This window comes from Streptomyces sp. NPDC048734 (genome assembly GCF_043198675.1).
Lineage (GTDB): Bacteria > Actinomycetota > Actinomycetes > Streptomycetales > Streptomycetaceae > Streptomyces.
In genome coordinates, this window is record NZ_JBICUZ010000003.1 from 720083 (window position 1) to 742352 (window position 22270).

General features: G+C 74.6%; 17 protein-coding genes, 1 tRNA gene, 2 pseudogenes and 1 riboswitch. Of the genes and pseudogenes, 12 read left to right on the forward strand and 8 right to left on the reverse strand.

Going from position 1 to position 22270, the window contains the following annotated elements; all coding sequences use genetic code 11:
* The first annotated feature begins 5 nt into the window (after window positions 1–5).
* From ACGFQC_RS12300 to ACGFQC_RS12325, 6 genes are all read left to right on the forward strand, one after another.
* Window positions 6–707 carry an ABC transporter ATP-binding protein gene (locus tag ACGFQC_RS12300; protein ID WP_363090795.1) on the forward strand — a complete coding sequence of 234 codons (702 nt, stop codon included), beginning with the start codon at window positions 6–8 and terminating at the stop codon, window positions 705–707.
* Entirely contained in the window at window positions 704–1921 is a 1218-nt protein-coding gene (locus tag ACGFQC_RS12305; protein WP_363090794.1) for an ABC transporter permease, read from the forward strand. The genes ACGFQC_RS12300 and ACGFQC_RS12305 overlap by 4 nt, the downstream gene beginning before the upstream one ends.
* Before the next feature lie 33 nt (window positions 1922–1954).
* Window positions 1955–3046, forward strand: a complete 1092-nt coding sequence (locus tag ACGFQC_RS12310) for a hypothetical protein (RefSeq protein WP_363090793.1) — start codon at window positions 1955–1957, stop codon at window positions 3044–3046.
* A gap of 112 nt (window positions 3047–3158) precedes the next feature.
* Window positions 3159–3947, forward strand: coding sequence for a DeoR/GlpR family DNA-binding transcription regulator (locus tag ACGFQC_RS12315; protein WP_363090792.1), 789 nt, complete (start codon window positions 3159–3161; stop codon window positions 3945–3947).
* A 78-nt stretch (window positions 3948–4025) separates the two neighbouring features.
* The gene (locus ACGFQC_RS12320) at window positions 4026–4388 is read left to right on the forward strand and encodes a DUF4406 domain-containing protein (protein ID WP_363090900.1); all 363 of its coding nucleotides are present in this window, start codon (window positions 4026–4028) and stop codon (window positions 4386–4388) included.
* Window positions 4385–5095 carry an NUDIX domain-containing protein gene (locus tag ACGFQC_RS12325; RefSeq protein WP_363090791.1) on the forward strand — a complete coding sequence of 237 codons (711 nt, stop codon included), beginning with the start codon at window positions 4385–4387 and terminating at the stop codon, window positions 5093–5095. Before ACGFQC_RS12320 ends, ACGFQC_RS12325 begins: the two co-directional genes overlap by 4 nt.
* Window positions 5096–5120: 25 nt before the next feature.
* On the opposite strand, the pseudogene ribA reads toward ACGFQC_RS12325, so the two are convergent.
* Together ribA and ACGFQC_RS12335 are read right to left on the reverse strand one after the other, a co-directional pair.
* A pseudogene (ribA, locus tag ACGFQC_RS12330) lies at window positions 5121–5744 on the reverse strand (GTP cyclohydrolase II); the annotation flags it as partial.
* A 137-nt stretch (window positions 5745–5881) separates the two neighbouring features.
* Window positions 5882–6403, reverse strand: a complete 522-nt coding sequence (locus ACGFQC_RS12335; protein WP_363090790.1) for a MarR family transcriptional regulator — start codon at window positions 6401–6403, stop codon at window positions 5882–5884.
* A 189-nt stretch (window positions 6404–6592) separates the two neighbouring features.
* Between ACGFQC_RS12335 and ACGFQC_RS12340 the strand changes: the two genes are divergently transcribed.
* The 4 genes and pseudogenes from ACGFQC_RS12340 to ACGFQC_RS12355 all read left to right on the forward strand — a co-directional run.
* Entirely contained in the window at window positions 6593–7732 is a 1140-nt protein-coding gene (locus ACGFQC_RS12340; RefSeq protein WP_363090789.1) for a dihydrofolate reductase family protein, read from the forward strand.
* Between the two features lie 67 nt (window positions 7733–7799).
* A tRNA-Met gene (locus ACGFQC_RS12345) sits at window positions 7800–7873 on the forward strand.
* Window positions 7874–8179: 306 nt separating this feature from the next.
* Window positions 8180–8339, forward strand: a riboswitch (cyclic di-AMP (ydaO/yuaA leader).
* A 7-nt stretch (window positions 8340–8346) separates the two neighbouring features.
* A complete protein-coding gene (locus tag ACGFQC_RS12350; RefSeq protein WP_363090788.1) occupies window positions 8347–9381 on the forward strand; it encodes a M23 family metallopeptidase in 1035 nt (344 codons plus the stop codon).
* Window positions 9382–9588: 207 nt separating this feature from the next.
* Window positions 9589–9756: pseudogene (locus ACGFQC_RS12355) on the forward strand (aldo/keto reductase); the annotation flags it as partial.
* Between the two features lie 61 nt (window positions 9757–9817).
* On the opposite strand, the gene ACGFQC_RS12360 reads toward ACGFQC_RS12355, so the two are convergent.
* The 4 genes from ACGFQC_RS12360 to ACGFQC_RS12375 form a co-directional block, all read right to left on the reverse strand.
* Window positions 9818–11254 carry a PrsW family intramembrane metalloprotease gene (locus ACGFQC_RS12360; RefSeq protein WP_393288109.1) on the reverse strand — a complete coding sequence of 479 codons (1437 nt, stop codon included), beginning with the start codon at window positions 11252–11254 and terminating at the stop codon, window positions 9818–9820.
* A gap of 51 nt (window positions 11255–11305) precedes the next feature.
* Window positions 11306–12142: a tRNA (guanosine(46)-N7)-methyltransferase TrmB gene (gene trmB / locus ACGFQC_RS12365; protein WP_363090787.1), complete on the reverse strand. Its 837-nt coding sequence runs from the start codon at window positions 12140–12142 to the stop codon at window positions 11306–11308.
* A gap of 229 nt (window positions 12143–12371) precedes the next feature.
* On the reverse strand, window positions 12372–13610 hold the full coding sequence (gene lhgO / locus ACGFQC_RS12370; protein ID WP_363090786.1) for an L-2-hydroxyglutarate oxidase: 1239 nt from the start codon (window positions 13608–13610) through the stop codon (window positions 12372–12374).
* 51 nt (window positions 13611–13661) lie between these two features.
* Window positions 13662–15086, reverse strand: coding sequence for an MFS transporter (locus ACGFQC_RS12375; RefSeq protein WP_363090785.1), 1425 nt, complete (start codon window positions 15084–15086; stop codon window positions 13662–13664).
* A gap of 721 nt (window positions 15087–15807) precedes the next feature.
* On the opposite strand from ACGFQC_RS12375, the gene ACGFQC_RS12380 reads away from it, so the two are divergent.
* Together ACGFQC_RS12380 and ACGFQC_RS12385 are read left to right on the forward strand one after the other, a co-directional pair.
* Entirely contained in the window at window positions 15808–17955 is a 2148-nt protein-coding gene (locus ACGFQC_RS12380; protein WP_363090784.1) for an asparagine synthase-related protein, read from the forward strand.
* Window positions 17956–18282: 327 nt separating this feature from the next.
* Window positions 18283–18702: a hypothetical protein gene (locus ACGFQC_RS12385; RefSeq protein WP_363090783.1), complete on the forward strand. Its 420-nt coding sequence runs from the start codon at window positions 18283–18285 to the stop codon at window positions 18700–18702.
* Here the strand turns inward: ACGFQC_RS12385 and ACGFQC_RS12390 are convergent.
* Both ACGFQC_RS12390 and ACGFQC_RS12395 read right to left on the reverse strand, forming a co-directional pair.
* A complete protein-coding gene (locus ACGFQC_RS12390; protein ID WP_363090782.1) occupies window positions 18689–20638 on the reverse strand; it encodes a sigma-70 family RNA polymerase sigma factor in 1950 nt (649 codons plus the stop codon). The two genes, ACGFQC_RS12385 and ACGFQC_RS12390, sit on opposite strands and share 14 nt — an antisense overlap.
* A 585-nt stretch (window positions 20639–21223) precedes the next feature.
* On the reverse strand, window positions 21224–21988 hold the full coding sequence (locus ACGFQC_RS12395) for a helix-turn-helix domain-containing protein (RefSeq protein ID WP_363090781.1): 765 nt from the start codon (window positions 21986–21988) through the stop codon (window positions 21224–21226).
* Between the last annotated feature and the right edge of the window lie 282 nt (window positions 21989–22270).

The window sequence follows — 22270 nt, forward strand, 5'->3', positions numbered from 1 at the left end:
ATTCGGTGAACGCGTTGCTGCGGGCCGAGGGCGTGGGCAAGTCCTACGCCCTGCGGGGAAGGAGGGTCGACGTGCTGCGGGGGGTCGACCTGGCCGTGAGAGGCGGCGAGATCACGGCGCTGGTGGGCCACTCGGGCTCCGGGAAGACCACCCTGCTGCACATCCTCGGGCTGCTCACCCCGCCGGACGGCGGGCGGGTGGTCGTCGGGGGCGCCGAAGGACCCGTCGACACCTCGGGGCTCGGGGACGACGCGCTGGCCGACCTGCGCCGGCGCCGGCTCGGCTTCGTCTTCCAGTCGTACAACCTGCTGCCGCAGCACTCGGCGCTGCGCAACGTCCTCCTGCCGTACGCCGGCCGGCGCGGTGACGCCGAGGAACGCGCCCGCACCCTGCTGGCGCGGGTGGGGCTCGCCGAGCGCGCCGGCCATCTGCCCGGCGAGCTGTCCGGTGGCGAGCAGCAGCGCGTGGCCCTGGCCCGCGCGCTGGTGAACGACCCGCCCGCGGTCCTGGCCGACGAGCCGACCGGAAACCTCGACACCGACAGCGAGGAGCTGCTCCTCGGCCTGTTCCGCGAGCTCGCCGACGAGGGCCGGGCGGTGCTCCTCGTGACCCACAACCCGTCCGTCTCCGGCTTCGCGGACGTCGTGCACCGGCTGGACCGCGGCACACTCGCGGACCCGCGGCGGGAGAGGGGGAGCACGGGATGAGCGTCCTCGCTCTGGCGCTGGCCAACGTCCGCGCCCTGCGCCGCCGCCTGTTCGGCCTCGTCGCGCTGGTCTCCGTCGCCGCCGCCGTCTGCCTCGGCGCGCTCGGCATCGCCGGACGGGCGCAGGGCGTCACCGACACCGGCGTCAAGGAGAGCAACGCCAACCGCAGCATCACCGTCGACCGCCCCGCCGACCGGCCGGGCACCGCGCCCCTGACGAACCGTACGGTCGCACGCCTGGCGAAGCTGCCGCACGTCGAGTCGGTGCAGCACCGGGCGCAGGTGTCGTTCGGCGTCCTCACCGACGCGGGGGACACCGTCCTGCTGTACGCCACGACCCACCGGCCGGCCCTCACCCCGCCGGTCACCGAGTCCGTGCGCGAGGACCTGTTCCCGCTGCGCCCCGGCGAGATCGTCACCCCGGCCACCTCGCAGGGCGTGGACCTGAGCCAGCTGGTGGGCCGCGACGTCGAGATCGAGACCACCCGCTTCGTGCGCCCCGGCGAGGGCACCGGCGTCACCGGCCACGCCCGCCTGGTCGGGGTGTACGACCCCACCTGGCAGCTCGACAACCCCGACGCCGCGTACGCCGCCGACGCCACCGTGATCGGATGGGCCGCCCAGCGCTCCGGAGAACCCGAGAAGAACTACCTCGCCACCGTCGGCTACGACCAGCTGACCGTCGTCGCCCGCACGGCGGCCGACGTGCCCGCCCTGACGGAGGCCGTGCAGCGGCTCGGCTATCCGGCGGTCACCCTCCAGCAGCAGCTCGACGCCCTGCCCGCCGTCCTGGAGATGATCCGGGTGGTCGGCCGGGTGCTGCTCGGCGTCCTCGGTGTGCTGGCGTTCGTCGGGGCGGTCACCGTGACCGGCGCCCTGTCCCGGCAGCGCGCCCAGGAGATCGGCGTCCTCAAGGCGGTCGGTTTCCGCACCCGTGCCGTCCTGACGATGCTCGTCGTGGAGATGGCCCTGGCCGGCGTGGTGGCCGCACTGCTCGGCACGGTACTCGGCGCCCTCCTCGGCTCGCTCGCCGCGGCCTTCCTGCGCGGCAGCGCCGACCTGGCGCCGTACGTCGAGGGCTGGGTGCTGCTCCCGCCGCCGGTCACCCTGCTGCCGCTCCTCGCCCTGACCGTGCTGGTGGTGGCGGCGGGTTCGCTGGTCCCGGCGCGCAGGGCGGCCCGGATGTCCCCCACGGATGCGATGAAGGACTGGTGAACGGTGAATCCCGTTGATCCCGTGAATGCCCCCATGCCCCGCGAGACGACGCACGCGCGCGTGCCGGGTGCGGGCCGCGGGCCGCACGCGCGCGTGCGCACGCTCCTCCCGCTCGTCGCCCTCGCCACGACGGCCGGCCTGCTGACGGCCTGCTCGGGGCCGGGCGGCGTGGACCTGGGCACGGACTGGAAGGGCGCCTCCGCCTTCGTGCTCGCGGACGTCGACGGCCTGGTGACGATCGTCGGGGTCGACGCGGACCGGTCCCGTGCGGAGAGCCTCGCCGTGGTGCCCCAGCAGGCCGACGACGACCGGGCGGTCAGCCCGCAGATCGTCGAACTGGCCGACGGCCGCTGGCTGGTGACCGTCCCCCGCAAGGGCGGCAAGCCGGACCGGCGCTATCTGGTCAACCGCGCCGACCACACGCTGGACGGACTCCGCGGTGACGAGCGGCTGCGCCGCGTCCTGCCGGGGAAGACGCTGCTCGCCGAGGTCGCGGGGCTGCCCGACGCCAGGTCGGCGAGCGGGGCGGCGCAGTCCACGCTGCTGGTGCGCGACCCGGCCGACTGGAGCACCCGGCGCGAGGTGAGGGTGCCGGGCACGATCGGCCTCGCCGCCTCCGACCCGTCCTCGGACACCGTCTGCCTGGGCAGCGGCTCCGGCTCCGGCACCAGGGTCACCGTCGTAGGGCTGACCGACGGCCGGGTCACCGTCGTGCCCGTGCCGGCCGGGCTCGACGTCACGGAACTCGCCTGCCCGTCCGGCCGCCCGGTCGTGGTCGGCTCCCCGGCCGAGGGCACGTCCGGCAGCGTACGGGTCTCCGTGACCCGGAGCGCCGCCGCGACGGCGGTCTCGGTGGCCGGCGGCCGGGCCGACGCGGTGGCGGCGACCGGCACGTCGATCGTGGTCGCCGTGGCGACGGGCGACGGAACCGACCTCGTGGAGGTCGACGCCGGCACCGGCGGGGAGGTGCACCGCGTGCGTCTCGAGGGTCTCGCCGAGGCCCAGGCCCTCACGCGCACGCCGGCGGGCTGGCTCGTCCACGGCGAGGACTCGGTGACCCGCGTGAACCTCGGCACCGGCGCGACCGAGCGGTTCGACCTGCCGGGAACGCTGCTGGACGCCTGACGCCTGACGCCTTGCGCCTTGCGCCTGACGCCGGCGGAGCGGGAACACCGACGGGGAGACGCTACGAACAAAAAAATGTGCGTTCTCACATTCGGATGATAGAAATGCCCCCATGGGGATCGCCGACCGTCTGGATCTGACCCTGCGGCTCGTCCAGGGAGCCGCGGGGCAGGTGTCCGTCGCCGAACTCGCGCAACGGCTCGGGGTGTCCGAGATGACCGTCCGCCGCGACCTCGACGCGCTGGAGAAACAGGGCCTGGTGCGCCGGGTCCACGGCGGGGCCGTGCCCGCGCGGGCACGCGAGGAGGGTGCCGGCTTCGACGCGCGGCAGGCGTGGCAGGGCGCGACCAAGGACCGGCTGGGCGCGGCCGTCGCCGACCTGGTGGAGCCGGGGACGCGGGTGCTGCTGGATGCCGGGACCACCACCGCGTACGTGGCCGAACACCTCGCCGCGCGCGGGCCGTTGACGGTCGCGGTGCTCAGTCTCCAGGCGGCGGTACGGCTGGCCGACCGGCCCGGCATCGACCTGTTGGTCGTCGGCGGCCGCTCGCGGCCCGGCGAGCGGTCCCTGGTGGGGCCGCTGGCGCTGCGGACCCTGGAGTCCCTCGCCTTCGACCTGTTCGTCATGTCCATCGGCGGGGTGCACGCCGGGCACGGCTGGTCGGAGTTCTCGCTCGACGACGCGGCCGTGAAACGGGTGGGGCTCGGCCAGGCGGACCGCACGGTCGCGGTGGCCGACGCGACGAAGCTGGGCGTGCGCGCCTTCAACCGGGTCGCCCCGCTCGACGCCGTCCACGCCTTCGTCACCGACGGCGCGGCGGCCGTCCCCGACACCCACCCCGCGGGCCCGCGGACCCTCCGGGCGCTGCGTGAGGCCGGCGTGGAGACGCTGCTGGTCTGAGGCGTCGGTCCCCCACTGGTCCAGGACACCTGTCCGCCCACCGAGCCGAGGAGTGAGCCCGTGTCCCACCCGCCCCTGATGATCCTCGTCGCCGGCCCGTACCGTTCGGGCACCGGTGACGACCCCGCGAAGCTCGCCGCGAACGTACGGGCCATGAACGAGACGGCCCTCGTCCTGTTCCGGGCCGGGCACCTGCCGGTCACCGGCGAGGCGCTGGCGCTCCCCCTGCTGGAGACGGCGGGCGGCTGCGGCCCCGGCGATCCGCTCTTCGACGAACTCTTCCACCCCGTCGCCGAACGCCTCCTGGACCGCTGCGACGCCGTCCTGCGGATCGGCGGCCCCTCGGCGGGCGCGGACCGGATGGTGGAGCGGGCCCGCGCACACGGCAAGGACGTCTACACGGACCTCGCCGACGTGCCGGCCGCCGGCGGCACCCGATGACCGCCCCGGCGGGCCGGCCGGGTATCGACGTCCCCGACCCCCGCGGCCGTACCGGACTCGACCGCCAGGGCCGCGACCTGACGGGCAACGCGCGCGTGCGCGTCGTCGACGTCGAGGTGCTGGCCTGCGACTGGTCGGTGCTGCGCCGCACCACCTTCGACTACCGGCACGGCGACGGCCACTGGAGCCGTGAGCGGCGCGAGACCTACGACCGCGGCGACGGCGCGGCCATCCTGCTCTACGACCCCGACCGGCGGACGGTCCTGCTGACCCGTCAGTTCCGGCTGCCCGCGTACGTCAACGGCCACCCCGACGGCATGCTGCTGGAGACCGCGGCCGGACTGCTGGACGGCGACGACCCGCGGGAGGCGATCCGCCGCGAGGCGGTGGAGGAGACCGGCCGGACCGTCCACGAGGTCGAGCACGTCTTCGACGCCTTCATGAGCCCCGGCTCGGTCACCGAACGCCTGAGCTTCTTCGCCGCCCCCTACGACGGCTCGGCGCCCGGCGTGGAGCGGGCCGGCCTCGCGGCCGAGGGGGAGGACATCACGGTCGTGGAACTGCCCTTCACCGAGGCGCTCGCCCTGGTCCGCGCGGGCGGGATCGCCGACGCGAAGACCATCATGCTGCTCCAATGGGCGGCGCTGGACGGGCCGTTCGGCCGGAGCCGGCCGACGGGAGGGAGCCGGGCGCGTCCCGGCTCGTGAGTTCGGCGAGTTCGGTGCGCTCGGCGAGTTCGGTCAGGTCGGCCAGGGGCAGCGTGTGCCGGGTCGTCAGGACCTTGGCCCGCAGGTAGCGCACGTTGTGCGCGGTGGTGAAGACGCCGGTGGGCACGCGGTCGCGGACGTCGACGCCCCGTCCGCGGAGCTGCTCGGCCTTGTCGGGGTTGTTGGACAGCAGGTCCAGCTCCGTGACGCCCAGGGCGCGCAGCATCTGGGCGGCGGCGGTGTAGTCCCGGGCGTCCTCGGGCAGCCCGAGGGCGGTGTTCGCCTCGTAGGTGTCGAGGCCCCGGTCCTGGAGGGCGTACGCGTCGAGCTTGTTGTAGAGGCCGATGCCGCGGCCCTCCTGGCGCAGGTAGAGCAGGATTCCGCCGCGGTCGGCGATGCGCTCGACCGCCTCGCGCAGCTGCGGGCCGCAGTCGCAGCGGGCGGATCCGAAGACGTCGCCGGTCAGGCACTCGGAGTGCAGCCGGACGAGCGGGACGGGGCCGGGATCGCCGAGGACGACGGCGACGTGCTCCTGGCCGTCGGCGAGGCCGTGGAAGGTGACGAGTTCGGCGTCCACCGAGTAGCCGTCGTGGAAGCGCAGCGGTACCCGGACGCGGGCACGCCGGGTGGCGGCGGGGGTGTCGAGCATGCGGGTTCTCCGGGTCAGGGGCGGTGCGCACGGTTTCTGCTTCAGATTTGAATCAGATGTACGGTTCGCGACCCTACCGCATGCTTGAAATTTGAAGCAATGGGATTGTGCGGTGGCTCATGGACGGAGTTGCCGGCTCACGACGTCCCCGAGCAGGGCGAGGAGCGCCGGCGCCACGGCGGATCCTCGGGCGCGGCTTCGCCGCCGCCTCCCTGGAGGCCCCGCGCGACCTGCGTGAAGATCTCCTCCAGCTGCCCCACCTGCTCGGGCGTGAGCCGGTCGAAGAGCAGGCCGCGCACGGTCTCGACGTGACCGGGCGCCGCGCTCTCCAGGACCGCCGTGCCCTCGTCCGTCAGGACCGCGACGCTTCCCCGCTTGTCCTGGTGGCAGTCCTCGCGCCGCACCAGCCCGTCCTTCTCGAGCCGGGTCACGGCGTACGTCAGCCTGCTGCGGGTGGCCTTCAGGTGCTCCGCCAGGTCGGTCATGCGCAGCCGTCGCTCCGGCGCCTCGGAGAGATGGGCGAGGATGGAGTAGTAGGCGTGGGGCATGCCGGCCTCCTGCTGGAGCTGCCGGTCGATCGCGTCCTCCAGGAGGAGGTATCCGGCGATGTACGCGCGCCAGGCGCGCTGCTCCTCGGGGGAGAGCCAGCGGGTCGTCATGCGCCCAGTGTAGTTTTGTTTCAAACTTGAACCAAGCCTTGTCGTGCCACCGCTCTCGTACCGAGCCCTCTCGCGCCACCGCTCTCGCGCCGGGCCCCGCCGTCCGCCGGGCTCGAGGCGAACCCCGCCGTGCCGCCGGGGCCCGTCTCCGTCCGTCCACCGCCACCGAACCCGGAGAGAACCGCGCCGATGCCGTACCCGTACGTCCTGCTGTCCGCCGCCGTCTCGCTCGACGGCTACCTCGACGACACCGGCCCCGACCGGCTGCTGCTCTCCGGCCCGGCCGACTTCGACCGGGTCGACGAGGTGCGGGCCTCCGTCGACGCCATCCTGGTCGGGGCCGGCACGATCCGCGCCGACAATCCGCGCCTGCTGGTCAACTCGCCCGCCCGCCGCGCCGCCCGGGTGGCCGCCGGGAAACCGGAGTACCCCCTCAAGATCACGGTCAGCGGGACCGGTGAGCTGGACCCGGCGGCGCAGTTCTGGCACACCGGCGGGGAGAAGGTCCTCTTCACGACCGACGCCGGTGCGGACCGCGCCGGCGTCCTCGGCCTCGCGGCGGACGTCGTCCCGCTGGGCCCCGGCCTCGACTGGCGCCGGCTCCTGGAGCATCTCCACGACGTGCGGGGCGTACGGCGCCTCATGGTCGAGGGCGGCGGCACGATCCACACCCAGCTCCTCCAGGAGGGCCTCGCCGACGAACTCCAGCTCGTCCTGGCCCCCCTGTTCGTGGGCGACCCGGGCGCGCCCCGGCTGTTCGGCCCCGGCGGCTATCAGGGCGGGCGCCTGCGGTTGGTGGGGACCCGGCGCATCGAGGACGTGGTCCTCATGTCGTACGAGCCCACCGCACCCGGCACCGGGCCGCTGCCCGCAGCCGCCGACCGGCACTGGCTGGCCCTCGCCTGCGAGCTGGCCGCCGCCTGCCCGCCGTCGCGGACCGCGTTCAGCGTCGGCGCGGTCGTGGTGGCGGCCGACGGCACGGAGCTGGCGCGCGGCCACTCCCGCGAGGCCGGCGACCCCGTCGTCCACGCCGAGGAGGCGGCCCTCGCCAAGACCGACCCCGCCGACCCCCGGCTGGCCGGCGCGACCGTCTACAGCAGCCTGGAACCCTGCGCCCGGCGCTCCTCCCGGCCGGCCCCGTGCGCCCGCCTGATCCTCGACGCGGGCGTGCGCCGGGTCGTGACGGCCTGGCGGGAGCCGGACACCTTCGTCACCGACGCCGACGGGAGCGGCCTGCTGGCCGCCGCGGGCGCGGACGTCGTCGTCCTTCCCGAGTACGAGGAGCAGGCGAAGGCGCCCAACGGCCATCTGCTGCGCCGGACCCCCTGACCGGTCCCCCCGGGTCCGACCGTGGTTCTGAGCGTCCCCCGCATGGCGTAGACTGGTGTCACACCGACGCGGGGTGGAGCAGCTCGGTAGCTCGCTGGGCTCATAACCCAGAGGTCGCAGGTTCAAATCCTGTCCCCGCTACTCAAGGCCGAGGGCCGGAATCCTGATCATGGGATTCCGGCCCTCGGTGTGTCAGGGCGACCTTTCCCGTCACGTACGGTGAACGCCCCGGAGCCCTGCGCATGACATCTGAGTCACCATCAAAACCCCGGTGACCCCTGTGCCGTCCGGGTGGCTGGTCAACTCGCCCGTTTTTCACCGGTCATGGGCTGAAAGTCCAGGCCATGAATGTTGTTGATCAAGCTGAACGGCTTGGAATCCCGCCCCCCCGTCTATTAACGTTCGATAACGCAGCGCGGTCGTCCCAGCCGTCACAAGAGGCGGCTCCGTGCGCACGCGCCGAATCCCGCAAGGGAACCGGGGAACCACCAACTTGGGGTGAATCGCGCGGAAGCCGCCGTACAGTCACGGCCGGTATACGCGCGTAGGAGACCTTCCCGCTCCGAACCCGTCAGCTAACCCGGTAGGCGACGGAAGGAAAGGAGTACGCCCGCGTGGCGTCCAACCGGCCTGCCCCAGAAGCCCCCGCCGTGCCCGGCCAGCAGACCTTCGGCTACGGCACCTACCGCACCGACGAGGGCCCCTGGGAGGAATGGAACCCCACCGCGGATTCCGTTCGTCCGGTGCGCGGCAAGCACCGCGTCGCCAAGCAGCGCGGCGGACTCGCCCGCAGCTCCACCGTTCTCGGCGTCGGCGTCATAGCCGCCGTCGGCGGCGCCGGCATGGCCAGCGCCAACACCGGCAAGTCGCCGGTCTCCATCTCCATGCCCGACCTCCCCTCAGTGGGTTCCCTCATCTCCGACGATGACACCCCCGAGGAGACGACGCCCGCGCTCAGTGCCTTCGGCACCTTCGGCACCGAGGCCGTCGCCGCCGACAGCACCGACAGCGGTGCCGACGCCGGAGAGGCACTGCGCAACCGGATCATGGCGCAGGCCGAGTCGCAGCAGACCCAGGTCGAGACCAAGGCGCAGGAGGCCGCCGAGGCCGCCGCGGCCAAGGCCGCCGCCGAAGCCGCCGCCAAGGCCGAGAAGGAGGCCGCGGCCAAGGCCGAGGCCGCCAGGAAGAAGGCCGCCGAGGAAGCCGCCAAGAAGGCGGAGGCCGAGCGCCTCGCCGAACTGGCCAAGCAGTACGCGCTGCCGACCTCCTCGTACACGATCACCTCGACCTTCGGTCAGGCCGGTGCCTACTGGTCCTCCGGGTACCACACCGGCCTCGACTTCGCCGCCCCCACCGGCACGCTCCTCAAGGCCGTGCACAGCGGCACCATCACCTCCGCCGGCTACGAGGGGTCGTACGGGTACAAGACCGTGCTCACCCTCGAGGACGGCACCGAGATCTGGTACGCCCACCAGTCCTCCATCAGCGTCAGCGTCGGCCAGAAGGTCGCCACCGGCGACGTCATCGGCCGCGTCGGCGCCACGGGCAACGTCACCGGCGCCCACCTCCACATGGAGGTCCACCCCGGCGGCGGCAGCGCCGGCATCGACCCGGCCGCCTGGCTCCGGGGCAAGGGACTCAACCTCTGAGCCGCCGCCGGAGATGCTCCCCGGGTGCCCCGGACTCCTGCCGGGTGCCCCTGAGAGTCCCCTCGGGACCCCTGCCGGGTCTCCCGAGGTCTTCCGGGAAGTGTCACGGGGGTCGGTGAGGTCTACGCCCGGATGTTTCCCGGATGTTCGTGAGCCCTGGCCAAAGGCGCGGAATGCGTGCCTTTGGCCAGGGCGTTGTCGTCAGGCATGACTTCCCTGCGCAAGCTCGGCTCCTCCGACCTCGAGGTCTTCCCGCTCGCCCTCGGCGGCAACGTCTTCGGCTGGACCGCGGACGAGGCGGCCTCCTTCGCCGTCCTCGACGCCTACGCGGCCGCCGGCGGCAACTTCGTCGACAGCGCCGACTCGTACTCGTCGCGAGCCCGGCACGATCCAAACGACAGGCCCCGGACCACGGGTGCCCCGTCCGGCCCGCCTCTCAGGACCGGTACGGGGCGGAGGGGGTGTACGGGTACGGCGCGGCGTACGGAGCGGGCGAGGCCTGTGGGTGGGGCACGGTGGGCGGAGAGGAGACGTACCCGGGATACCCGTAGTGCCCGGGCGGCGGGTGCGCCGCCCCGGGCGGGAACCCGTACCCCCCGTGCATGCCGTACATCCCGTAGACCGGCAGGGGCGCCGGGGCCGCCAGCCGGGACGCGTGCTCCAGCGCCGGCCGGGCCACCTCCCTGCGCCGCCACAGCTCGCTCAGCAACTCCCTCTCCCGTACGACGAAGTCGGCGCCGCCCCGTCCGTGCCGCCCGCGGTGCCGCAGGAACGCGAGAGACGTGGCGTAGGCCTCGTACCGCGCCACCTCCCGCGCCGCCGGCCTGCCCAGGTGCCGTCGGGCGTACTGCCGGGCGAGCCTGCGGGCCCGCATCGAACCGAGGGCGTACGGCTCGGCCGGGCCGAGCCAGCCGGCGGCCGTGTACGCGGGCAGCTCGTCGCGCACGGTGCCCAGCTCGCGCTGGCGCGTCCACACCACCAGCCAGGTCAGCACTCCGAACGCGGGCACCATGAACGCCCCGTACACGGCGAAGAACCCCCACTCGCCGAAGGTCGCGGAGCCGTTCCACAGGGCGTGCATGAGCATCGCGAGCAGCAGCCCGCACAGCGGCAGCACCACGCGCCGCACGCGCTGACGCTCCCCGGACAGCGCGGCGATGCCGAACCCGAGGCCGGTCAGGACCGTGAACAGGGGGTGCGCGAACGGCGACATGACCACGCGCACGAAGAACGTGGCGACGGTGACGGAGGCGATACCGCCGTCCCCGGTGAGCTGGTCGGTGCCGAAGGCGTTGCCGAGGTAGAGGATGTTCTCGGTGAACGCGAAGCCGGTGGCGGTGATCCCGGCTATCACGACCCCGTCGACGATCCCGGTGAAGTCCCGCCTGCGGAACAGGAACACGAGGAGTACGGCCGCCGCCTTGGCGGTCTCCTCGACGACCGGCGCGATCACGGTCGCGCCCAGGGTGTCGGCATGGGCCGGGTCGGCCGTCGCCGTCGCTATCCAGCGCACCGCGAAGCTGTTGGCGACGATCGCCATCAGCGCCGCCGCGCACGCGCCCCAGGAGAAGGAGAAGACCAGATTCCGCCAGGGGCCGGGTTCCACCCGGTCGAGCCAGCGGAACGCGGCGACGAGCAGGGGCACCGGGAGGATCGCCAGGCCCAGTCCGACCAGGAACCCCTCCGTGCCCGTCTGCTCGCGGACGAGGCCGACGATCACCAGTCCCGACAGGGCGAGCAGCGTGATCAGCGCGCCGTAGCGGACCCACTTGTGCTGCCACCAGTGCGCGTGCCGCAGCACACCGCCCTCGGCCGGGCCGCCGGGGTGCGGCGGGTGCGGGGGAAGCGGTGGGAACGGGGAACTGGTGGCCACGGCATCGACCCTAACGAGGGAGCGGACGGTGGTGGAGGGGATTCCGGCTGGTCAGTGATCCCGGCGGCCCTCGTGCTGTACGCGGCGGAAGAGCAGATCGTTCACCACATGACCCTTGTCCAGACCCTGACCCTCGAAACGGGTCAGCGGCCGGAAGCCGGGGCGCGGTGCGAAACCGCCGTCGGCACGGGTGTTGGCGAAGTCGGGGTGCGCGGTGAGCACCTCGAGCATCTGCTCCGCGTACGGCTCCCAGTCGGTCGCGCAGTGCACGAGCGCGCCCGGTCCCAGCCGGGTTGCGGCGAGGCTGAGGAACTCCGGCTGGATCAGGCGCCGCTTGTGGTGGCGCTTCTTGGGCCAGGGGTCGGGGAAGTAGACGCGCAGCCCGGCGAGGGAGTGCGGGGGGAGCATCTCGCGGAGCAGGATGATCGCGTCGCCGTTGGCCACCCGGATGTTCGTCAGGCCGCCCCGGTCCGCCAGGTTGAGGAGATTGCCCTGGCCGGGGGTGTGGACGTCCACGGCGAGGATGTTCGTCGCGGGGTCGGCGGCGGCCATCTGGGCGGTGGCCTCACCCATGCCGAAGCCGATCTCCAGCACGACCGGGTTGTCGTTGCCGAACAGTTCGGCGAGGTCGACACCGTGCCCGTCGATGTCCAGGCCCCACTTCGCCCACAGCCGCTGCAACGCTTCGGCCTGGCCCGCCGTCACCCGGCTGCGCCGCGGCTGGAAGCTCCTGATCCGCCGCTCGAAGTGCGACCCGGCGGGATCGGCCCGCGGACCGTCGGGGAAGCGCGGCTCGCCCTTGGCGCGGGTACGACGGACGGACTCGCCGGGGTGGTGATCACCGGGGGCGGGCCTGGCGGGTTCTGGGGCACTCAACGAATCAGACACAGTGGGCTCGATTTTACGGGCGACGGCAAAGGGGGCGGGCCGGGGCGACGGGGGAGGGGGCGTGCTGGGGTAAGGCGCTGGTACGGGTGGAGCCCTGCGGTGGCGCTGGTCAGGGCGAGCAGGGCGAACAGAGTGGGGCCGGATGGGGCCGGGTGGTCGGCGCACGCCGGGGCCGCCGATCCTCCGATGCGTCCGACGGGCCCGGCACCGTCGCGCGGTGGACGCCCGCCTACACGGGCCCCAGTGCCTCCAGCGCCCGGCGGGCCACCTCCCGGCCGATCGGCAGGGAGGCCGTCGCCGCGGGGGAGGGGGCGTTCAGCACGTGGACCGCGCGCGGGGACCGTCGTACGAGGAAGTCGTCCACCAGGGAGCCGTCCCGCCGGACGGCCTGGGCGCGGACGCCGGGAGCCGCGCGCACCAGGTCCTGCGGCTCGACCGCGGGCAGCAGACGGCGTACCTCCGCCACGAAGGCGCGCTTGGACAGGGACCGGTGCAGCTCCCCGACGCCGTGGCGCCAGTGCCGGCGGGCCAGGCGCCGGGCGCCCGGCCAGGCCGCCGTCGCGGCGGCCTCCCGCGGGCGCACGACCCCCCAGCCGTACCCCTCGCGGGCCAGGGCCGGGACCGCGTTGGGGCCGACGTGGACGCTGCCGTCCAGGCCTCTGGTGAGGTGCACGCCGAGGAACGGGAAGGCCGGGTCGGGAACCGGGTACACCAGGCCGCGCACCAGGTCGCGGCGGGCCAGTTCGTAGTACTCGCCGCGGAAGGGGACGATGCGGACCTCGGGCTCGTCCCCGGTCAGGCGGGCGATCTCGTCGCAGTGCAGACCGGCGCAGTTCACCAGGACGCGGCCGCGGACGACGTCCCCGCGCGCGGTGCGGACGGCCACCCCGCGGTCGGCGCGGCGGTCGATCCGGACGACCTGCGCGCCGTAGCGCAGCTCCGCGCCGGAGGCCTCGCCGAGCTGCCGGGCGACCGCGGCGAAGTCGCAGGTGCCGGTCGAGCCGACACGGATCGCCGCGAGGCCGGTGACCTCCGGCTCGTACTCCGTGATCTGGGCGGGGCCCAGCTCGCGGACCGCGATCCCGTTCTCCCGGCCGCGCTGGGCCAGGGCGTGCAGGCGGGGCAGCTCGGCGCGGTCCGTGGCGACGATCAGCTTGCCCGTGACGGCGTGCGGGACGCCGTACTCCGCGCAGAACTTGATCATCTCGGCGGAGCCCCGGACCGCGTAGCGCGCCTTGAGGGAGCCGGGGCGGTAGTAGACGCCGCTGTGGATGACGCCGCTGTTGCGGCCCGTCTGGTGGCGGGCCGGACCCGGCTCCTTCTCCAGCACCGTCACGCGGGTGCCCGGCGCGGCGCGGCTGATCGCGTGCGCCGTCGACAGGCCGACGATGCCGCCTCCGATCACCAGCACGTCGCAGTCGTAGCCGATCGCCCGCACCTGCACCACCTCCCGGCTTCGATAGTGCACTGCGCCACTGACAATGCCTTCAAACCCGTGCGGCGCCACCGACTCAGGTCACTAGGCCGGTGTCATCAGCAGCGGCCGGGCCCGCTCGCGCAGCTCGACCACGCGCGGCTCGTCGCCGTACGGCTCCAGGCGGTGCAGGAGGTCCTTGACGTACTCGGTGGTGCGGGCGGACGAGATCCGGCCGGCCACCTCGACCGCCCGCACGCCCTGCTCGCAGGCCGCGTCCAGATTGCCCGACTCCAGCTCGGCGACGGCCGAGACGACGAGCCGCAGGCCGTGCGAGCGCACGAACTCCTCCGTCGGCTGCGACAGCGCCTGCTCGGTGAAGCGGCGTACCTGGCGCGGTGCCTTCAGGTCGCGGTAGCACTCGGCGGCGTCGGCGGCGAAACGGTCGTAGGAGTAGAAACCGAGCCACGACGGGTCGTGGTCGCCGTCGCGGGCCCGCTCCAGCCAGCTCTCGGCCGCCTTGAGGGCGGCGCCGGCGGCCTGCGCGTCACCGGCGCGCGCGTGGGCGCGTGCCTCGACGAGGCGGAAGAAGCTCATCGTGCGGGCCGTGGCCAGGCCACGGTTGCGCTCCAGGGCGGCCTGGGCGAGGTCGACGCCCTCGTCCCCGAAGCCGCGGTAGGTCGCCTGGAGGGACATGGAGGCCAGGACGTACCCTCCGAGGGGCACGTCGGCCGCCGCGCGCGCCAGACGCAGCGCCTGGATGTAGTAGCGCTGGGCGGCCTCCTGCTGACCGGTGTCGAAGGCCATCCAGCCCGCGAGCCGGGTGAGTTCGGCGGAGGCGCCGAACAGGGCGCGGCCGACCTCGTCGGAGTACGCGCCGAGCAGCAGTGGCGCGGCCTCCACCCGCAGGCACTCCGGCACCATCGACGAACGCCAGTCGCCGCCCCCGTACTTGGAGTCCCAGCGCCTGGCGTCCTCGGCGGCCTCCCGGAGCTTCCGCACGTCGCTGTGGCCGACTTTGAGCGGTGCGCCCGAGGCCTCGGCGGAGTTCACCTCGCGCGCCACCGAACTGTCGGCCGGGGTTATCAGCCACCGTGAGGCGGGTGTCGCGTACGCGCTCACCGCGAACGAGCCGGCCAGCGACTGCCAGATGCCACCCGAACCGGCCCGGCGGCCCGCGAGGTCGAGCCGGTACAGCTCGGTCGCCGAACGCACGGCCTGGCCGACGTCCCTGGGGAAGGCCAGGCCCACTTCGGGCGCGGGGTCCGCGTCCGCCAGTCCGATCTCGTGCAGGGGCACGGGCCGGCCGAGCTTCTGGCCGATGGCGGCCGCGATGAGGTGCGGCGCGGCGCCCTGCGGCACCATGCCCTTCGACACCCAGCGCGCCACCGACGTCTTGTCGTAGCGAAGCGTCAACCCGCGTTGGGCGCCAAGGTCGTTGACGCGACGCGCGAGTCCCGCGTTGCTGATTCCCGCGAGGGCGAGAACGGCGCCGAGTTTTTCGTTCGGCCCGCGTTGCTCCCTGGACATTGCGCCACCCCTCGACACAGACGGCTGCCGCGCTGGCATAACCGTGCGGCATTCGTAAACCCAGCGTAGTTCGCCGCATCCCAAGCGTTAAGGGGCATTCTTCCGGATGGCGGGATTGTGGTCCGTACGCAAGCGCGGTCCCCATACGCACGGTTGCGGCGTGCTCCCGACGTGTGGCCGTGCGCCCGTCCGTGCGCTCTGGTCCGGCCACCGCGGGAGCGCTTCCATGGGCGGTGCGTGGGTCGGCCCGCTGTACTGGATCCAGTGGGCTGGGGGACACCGCCGCCACAATCCCCGCGGGCGGTGGAACGGTCCGGGGGGCGTTCGCCGCCTCCCGGACCGACGCGCCGGGCCGGGGGCGCGACTGTGACGGAGTGTGCGCGAGCCCGTTTCAACGGGGCCGACGCACAGGATAATTGGCCGAAAATCGACCCTGTGTTCCGTCGGCGAATACGCCTCCCACCATGGAAATCCAGGGCGCGCGGGGCGTCCTGGGGGAGCGTATCGGGGGCGCATTCGCGTCGCACGCGCGGGGTGCACGCGGTGACCGCCGTCCCACGCACGGGAGTTCACCCGGCCCTCCGGGGTGGCGAGGGGGCGCTCGCACGGGCGCACTTCGCGGATCTCGCACGGCGTCACCTCCCTCTGCGGCGCGTTCTTCGTGGCAGCATGTGAACCGTTCGTACGGTGCAGCTGTTGTCCACGGCCTGTGGAGGCGTCGATGCGGTGGTTGGTGGGATGGAGCAGCACCGCCGCGGCCCCTGGCCCCGGCACATCCGGAACGGGGGCCTACGGCGGCCCCGGCGGGTACGCCGGCGAGGACGGCGGCCGGATCGGCCACGACGGCGAGACACTGCACCCGGTGGGCTCCCAACTCCTGTGGGGCGACCCCGATCCGCTGTGGGCGGTCGGCGACTGGCGTTCCGACGAGGTGCGGGTGGTGCGGGCCGACGCCCGGACCCGGATCGCGGTCCTCGGCACCTGCGGGGCGACCGACGAGCAGCTGCGCGTCGGCCTGTTCGCCGCGCGCGGAGGCGCACTGCGGCATCTGACCGCCTGGCCCGGCAGCTACACCGCGATCGTCCAGGTCGACCGGCGCATCACCGTCTGCGGCGACCTCGCGGGCGCGCGACCGGTGTTCCACACCCCCTGGGCGGGCGGCACGGCGTACGCGACGGCCGCGCTGCCGCTGGCCGACCTCGTCGAGGCCAACCTCGACTTCGGCCACCTCGCGGCCCTCCTCGCCGCCCCCGACGTACCGGCCGCCGTGCACGACTCCACCCCGTACGACGGCGTGCGGCGCGTTCCGCCGGGGCACGCGCTCATCCTGCGCGCCGGGGCCAGGGAGGTCGCGGGCTACGAACCCGTCGCCTCGCTCGCCGTGGCGGCCGTCCCGGCCGATCCGGACAGCGCGGTCGACGCCATCCGCGACGCCCTCGTCGAGGCGGTCCGCGCGCGTCTGTCCGCACCCCGGCACGTCCCCGACATCGATCCCGGCCCCGTACCCGGCATGGGCCCCGCGGAGCGGCGCGCCGCACGCGGGATGCCCGTCCCGGGCATCGGCGCCGACCTGTCCGGCGGCCCCGCCTCCGGGACGCTCGCGCTCCTCGCCGCCGGCCTGCCCGGCATGCCCGGCACGCTCCTGGGCCACGGCACGGGCGCCGGCGAGCGCCTCCTGGCCGTCACCTTCAACGACCTCGCCGTCGGCGGACGTGAGGCGGAACTGCAACGGGCCGGCACCCTCGCCGCCAACCCCCGCCTGCACCACGTCGTCGTGACCGGCGGCGAGGAGACCCTGCCGTACGCCGACCTGGAAGGCCCGCTGACCGACGAACCCGGCCCCAGCCTGGTGACCGCCGCACGCCACCGCACCCGCCTCGCCGCCGGCAGCGCCGACCACTTCACGGGCTACGGCGCCCGCCAGGTCCTCGACGCCCACCCGGCCCGCCTCGCGGACCTGCTGATGGACCGCAAACGACGCCACCTGGTGCGCCCCGTCGCCGCCCTCACCAAGGCGGACGGCTCCGTCCTCGTCCCCGCGCGCGTGTACGGCGCCGCCCGCCGACTCGCCCGCACGCCGTACCGGGCGGGAGTGGAGGGCCTTGCCGAACGGCTGATGCACCGCCGCTTCGACGACCCCAAAGGCGCGGTGGGCGCCTCGTTGGCCGCCCTCGCCTGGGGCGGGCCCGGTCCGGCGGCGCGGTGGCTGACCGGCGAGGCACTGGCGGAAGTATCGGTCCGCCTCCAGAGCGCGGCCCACCGCGCCGGAGGGGGCCCCGGCCAGCGGCCCGGCGACTATCGCGCGCGTGCCGCCCTCGCCCGCCACGCGGCCGACCTGCGCGTCCTGGAACAGGCCGCCGAGATCCGCTCCCAGCGCCTGCACGCACCCTTCCTCGACAACCAGGTCGTACGCGCCTGCCGCGCGCTGCCCGAGACCCTGCGCGTGCAGCCGGGGGCGCGCGCGGCGATCCTGCGCACCGTCCTCAAGAGCTCCGGGGTCGCCGACCTCCCGCCCGGCTGGGGCGCCCCCACCCAGGCCACCACCACCGCCGCGGCCCGCGCGGGCCTGCGCATGGCTGCGGATCCCCTCATCACGCTCTTCGACGCACCCCTGCTCGCCGACGCCGGCCTGATCGAAGCCCGCGTCGTCCGCAAGGCCCTCCGCGGGGCCGCCGCGGGCGAACCCCTGCCCCTCGACGGCCTCGCCGACCTCGTCTCCCTCGAACTCTGGCTCCGCCGCCTCCTCTCCCGAAGAGGCACCTGCTGGACCGGCACCCCGGCCCGCTCCCGCGCGGTACCGGCGGGAATCGCCCCGCAGAGACGGGCGGTGGCCTCGGGGGGCGAGGGCGCGGACCTGGCCGCGCGCTGAACGGCGCGGCCCGGGCGGGCGCAGCACGCGGGCCGGCACCCGGACGGTCCGTCCAGTCCTCCCACCGGTGGCCCCCTCCGTCGCGCCGGGCCGACGGCCCGCTCCCCCCCCGTTCGGGCGACCGGGCGGGCGCCCTGACCGCGCTCGACGAGGCGAACACCGCGGCCGAGCGCCACGGCATGGCGGACGCCCGCGCGTTCGTGCGCATGCTGCGCGCCCGGATCGCCGTGGACGAGGGCGACACCGCCCGCGCGCGGGAGTTGTGCGACGCGAGCCGCGTCGCCACGTCCGCGGGCACACCGCCCCCGGTTCACGGCGGCACCGGGAATGCTCGAGGCGGAGGTCACCGCCGGTGAGCCGGGTCCGGAGCCCGTCCCGGCGCTGCTCGCCGACACCCTGTGCCGCGCACCGGCCGACCACTGCGCCGGGGCCGTCACCTCGGCGATCGTCGACGGCGCGGTGACCCTGCCGGCCCGGCTCGGGGACTTCCCGCGCTCAACCCGGCTGCTCGCGGCCGCCGACGCGCTGTACGACCCCCATCCACGCCCCGCCCCGCAGCGCGCCCTGGCCGAGCGGGCCGAGGCGGTCGCCCGCGAGGCCCTGGGCACCGAACGGCACGAGGCCGAACGGGCCCGGGGCGCGGCCCTGACGGTGACCGGCGTCCTGGGTGAACCCACCGAGGCCGTGCACGCCCGTCCGGCGCCGGCCACCGGCACTCCGGGCACCTCGACCGCTACGTACAGGTGAACTTCGACTCGGCCCAGTCCGCGAGCGCCACCGTGTCGAGATGGTTGTGCGGCTCGACCACCAGTGTCACGGTCTCCCGGCCGGCCAGGTTCACATGGACGGGCACGGCGGGGCCGCCGCCCCTGACGGTCCCGGACGACCACAGCCGGACCCCGTCGGCGTGGACGGAGAAGACGACCTTGCCGAGCTTCTGCGTCAGGTCGTCGACGCCGGCCACGGCGTCGTAGGCGGTGCAGGCGCGGTTGAGGTCGATCGTGACGGAGGAGTCGCCGTGCACGGTCACCCCGCGCGCGTACGCGCGGCCGGCGACGGTCAGGCCGTAGCGCTGCCACACCCAGCTGCTCCCGCCGAGGCGGATCTCCGGCCCGGTGCCGTCCCCGGCGACGTCGAAGGGCAGCTCGCTCAGCTCGTAGACCGCCGGGGCGGGCGGGGGCGTCGGAGCGGGGGTGGGGGTGCGCGTCGGGGCCGGTGTCGGCTCGGGCGTGGGTGGGGGAGGCGGCGTGGGCGTCGGCTTCCGGGTGGTCGGGGTCGGCTTCGGGGTGGTCGACTTCGGGGTGGGGGGAGCCGCCGGGACGACCACCGGGGGCAGCGGGGCGGGCTCCACGGACGTGGGCGCCGGTGCGGGCACGGGCGCCGGTGCCTCGGGCGGGACGGCCGATGCGGAGGCCGAGGGCCCGGCCGCCGACTGGTCGGCCGGGCTGTCGTCGCCGACCAGGGCGAGCGCCACCACCGCGACCGCCACCGCGACCACACCGGCCGCGGCACCGGCCTTCACCGGCGCACCCAGGCCTTCCGAGGCGGCGGCCCCGGCACCCGTCCCACCGGTACCGCCGGCCGCCGCGGCCGCGCCCGCGGTGCCCGCCGCTCCGGCTCCGGCACCACCGGTGACGAGTGCGACGGCCTTGGCGTACCCCGCGGCGCCGAACCAGCCGATGACCGCGACCGGCACGACGGCGGGGAGGCCGCCGGCGACCTCCTCGATCTGGAGGGCGGCCAGCCGGCACCTGGCGCACTCCTCCAGGTGCTTGCGCAGCCCCCGCTCGGCGCGCTTGCGCAGCCGGCGGCGGGCGTAGGTGCCGAGCTGGTCGGCGTAGCGGGAGCACTCCTCGTCACTGGTCAGGGTCGCGCTGACGTGAGCCTGGAGATAGGCCTGCCTGAGGCCCTCGCGGGCGCGGCCGGCGAGCACGCGGGTGCCGTTGGCGTCGAGGCCGAACAGCGTGGCGACCTCGCTCGGCGACTCGTCCTCCACCTCGGTGTGCCACAGCACGGCCTGCCAGCGCTCCGGCAGCGAGCGGAAGGCCCGCACGGCCATGGACTGCTCGGCCTCGTGCATGGCCCGTACGTCGGCACCGGGGTCGAGGGCGGCGTCGCCGGACACCTCGCGGGAGCGGGCGGCGTGCGCGGCGAACACCGCGAAGTCGTCGACCAGTTGCTCCCGCTTCGCGGACCGCGTCCAGCCCGCGGCCACCCGGCGCACGGAGGTGAGCAGATAGGCGCGTACGGCGTGCTCGGGACCGGAGCCGCGCCGTACCGCCTGGAGCACGCGGGCGAAGACCTCGGCGGTGAGGTCGTCCGCGGTGTGGGCGTCCCGGCAGCAGGTGCGCGCGTACCGGCGCACGGCGTCGGCATGGCGCCGGTACAGCTCCTCGTACGCCGTGTCGTCCCCGGAGCGCATCCGGGCGATCAGGTCGGAGTCGGCGGGCGGTGCCCCCCGCAGCGGCGGCAGGAGGCTGTCCCCGCGCCACTCGCGCTGCGCCGGGACGCCGCCCTCGACGGGCGGGCCGGCCTCGACCGGGAGACCGCCCCCGGCCGGGGTGGGACGCCCACTCCGGGGTACGCCCGTGCGCCCGCCCTGACCGGGCACCTGGGGCGGGACCCGGTCACCGGCCCGCGCGTCACCTTCGCCCGGTGACCCGTCCCTGCCGTCAACGCTCATCGCGGAATGCCCCCGCCGCCTGTCGAACCCGTCCCGACCCCCGGGTCAGCGTGCCATATCGGCTTTTGTCCAGAACCCCACGGGAGGAGTCGTCCACTCGTCCGTGGGCACCTGTCCGCATCCGGCACCGAAGTTCACCCGGACGGGGAAGGCTCCCGGGCTCTCCGCGGGGCTCGGGCGACGCCCACGGTCGACATGCACCTCGAGCAGGCGGGGGTCCGCCCGGCGAACCGGGCGAGCCCCACCCACAACCTTCCGCCGGCCACCCGCGGACCCGCGGTCCAGGGAGCGCACGGGGCCCACGGAACCCGCGGACAGCCGGCCGGCCCGCGCGAACGGCCCGCGGTGCGGGGCGAAGAACCGCGCCCCGCACCGGCTGGTGCCGTGGCGGGCGACGTTCGCCCGTGAAGGAGCGGCGGCCGGTGCGTGCTCCGGCGTTACCCCCGGCCGAAGGCTGGGGGGAGTGCCGGCCGGAGGCCCTCGCACCGGGCGTGCTCGGGTCTTCGGCCGGTGCGGCGAGTGGGGGTCCCCCTTCCGGGGAGCGTGCCGGGCGTCGCGACGGGGCGAACGTCGCCCGTCGCGGCGCTAGGAGACCGGCCGGGACCGCAACCCCTCCAGCAGGATGTCCAGCAACCGGGACGAAGCCGCCGCCTGGTGTGCCGGGTCGGGCAGGGAGGGTGCCGCGGTGGCGATGACCAGCAGGACGTCCGACACCGAGACGTCCGGCCGCAACTCGCCCGCCGCCCGTGCCCGGTCCACCAGCTGACCCACGACGTCGAGCAGGGCCGCCGCCCCGGTGTCGTCCACGACGGCCCGCGCGTCCGCGTCGGCGAGCGGTCGCAGCTCGCCGCCCGGCTGGCTCCGCTGCTGCGGAACCCGGGCACCGTCGGCGACCGCGCTCTCCGTGCCCTCCTCGGCGACGCCGACCCGCAGCACCTGCGGCGGCAGCAGCCGCCCGGCGCCGGACGCCACCGACGTGCGCAGGAAGCGCGACAGCGCCGACCACGGCTCGTCCTCCTGCCCCAGCGCCGTCCGTGCCTGGTCGGTCAGCCTGGAGGTCTCCTCCTCGGCTATCCGCCGCACCAGGACGTCCTTGCTGGGGAAGCGCCGGTACACCGTGCCGACGCCCACCCGCGCGCGCCGCGCCACGTCCTCCATCGGCGCGCCGTACCCCAGCTCGCCGAAGACCTCGCGCGCCGCACGCAGCACGTGCTCCAGATTGCGCTGTGCGTCCACGCGCAGCGGCGTGGTCCGCGAGGTGTCCCCGCGCCCGTCGCCCGTCGCCGCGCTCACCATGCCGCCCGGTCCGAGTGTGGACGCGGACGACCAATGCGTGTCCTGAATGTGCATGAATGTTCCCCCGGTAATGACGTCTCCCCCCGGAGACTCTCCCCGCCATCGAATGCACGAGGCGCATGGAACAGGGGACAACGGAACCGGATCCGCCGATGAGACCCTGCGTCAGCAGCACCTCGCGGACCCGACGAGCGCTTCCCCCCGCACCCCGTCGACACACGAACATAGTTGAGAGGGAGTCAATTCAGAAGGGGCAGGTTCCGCACGGAGCGCCCCCCGATCGGAGCACGGGCCGCATACGTCCCGATAATGCCCCTTCCTGCACTCCGGTGAACC

What these genes read in the sequence shown, in the direction of transcription:
- ACGFQC_RS12335 (WP_363090790.1), bottom strand. Translation starts at nt 6,403, where the DNA reads ATGACGACCCGCTGGCTCTCCCCCGAGGAGCAGCGCGCCTGGCGCGCG.
- ACGFQC_RS12395 (WP_363090781.1), bottom strand. Translation starts at nt 21,988, where the DNA reads ATGCACATTCAGGACACGCATTGGTCGTCCGCGTCCACACTCGGACCG.
- ACGFQC_RS12385 (WP_363090783.1), top strand. Translation starts at nt 18,283, where the DNA reads ATGCTCGAGGCGGAGGTCACCGCCGGTGAGCCGGGTCCGGAGCCCGTC.
- ACGFQC_RS12390 (WP_363090782.1), bottom strand. Translation starts at nt 20,638, where the DNA reads ATGAGCGTTGACGGCAGGGACGGGTCACCGGGCGAAGGTGACGCGCGG.
- ACGFQC_RS12380 (WP_363090784.1), top strand. Translation starts at nt 15,808, where the DNA reads ATGCGGTGGTTGGTGGGATGGAGCAGCACCGCCGCGGCCCCTGGCCCC.
- ACGFQC_RS12320 (WP_363090900.1), top strand. Translation starts at nt 4,026, where the DNA reads ATGATCCTCGTCGCCGGCCCGTACCGTTCGGGCACCGGTGACGACCCC.
- ACGFQC_RS12375 (WP_363090785.1), bottom strand. Translation starts at nt 15,086, where the DNA reads ATGTCCAGGGAGCAACGCGGGCCGAACGAAAAACTCGGCGCCGTTCTC.
- ACGFQC_RS12325 (WP_363090791.1), top strand. Translation starts at nt 4,385, where the DNA reads ATGACCGCCCCGGCGGGCCGGCCGGGTATCGACGTCCCCGACCCCCGC.
- ACGFQC_RS12315 (WP_363090792.1), top strand. Translation starts at nt 3,159, where the DNA reads ATGGGGATCGCCGACCGTCTGGATCTGACCCTGCGGCTCGTCCAGGGA.
- ACGFQC_RS12310 (WP_363090793.1), top strand. Translation starts at nt 1,955, where the DNA reads ATGCCCCGCGAGACGACGCACGCGCGCGTGCCGGGTGCGGGCCGCGGG.
- ACGFQC_RS12340 (WP_363090789.1), top strand. Translation starts at nt 6,593, where the DNA reads ATGCCGTACCCGTACGTCCTGCTGTCCGCCGCCGTCTCGCTCGACGGC.
- ACGFQC_RS12305 (WP_363090794.1), top strand. Translation starts at nt 704, where the DNA reads ATGAGCGTCCTCGCTCTGGCGCTGGCCAACGTCCGCGCCCTGCGCCGC.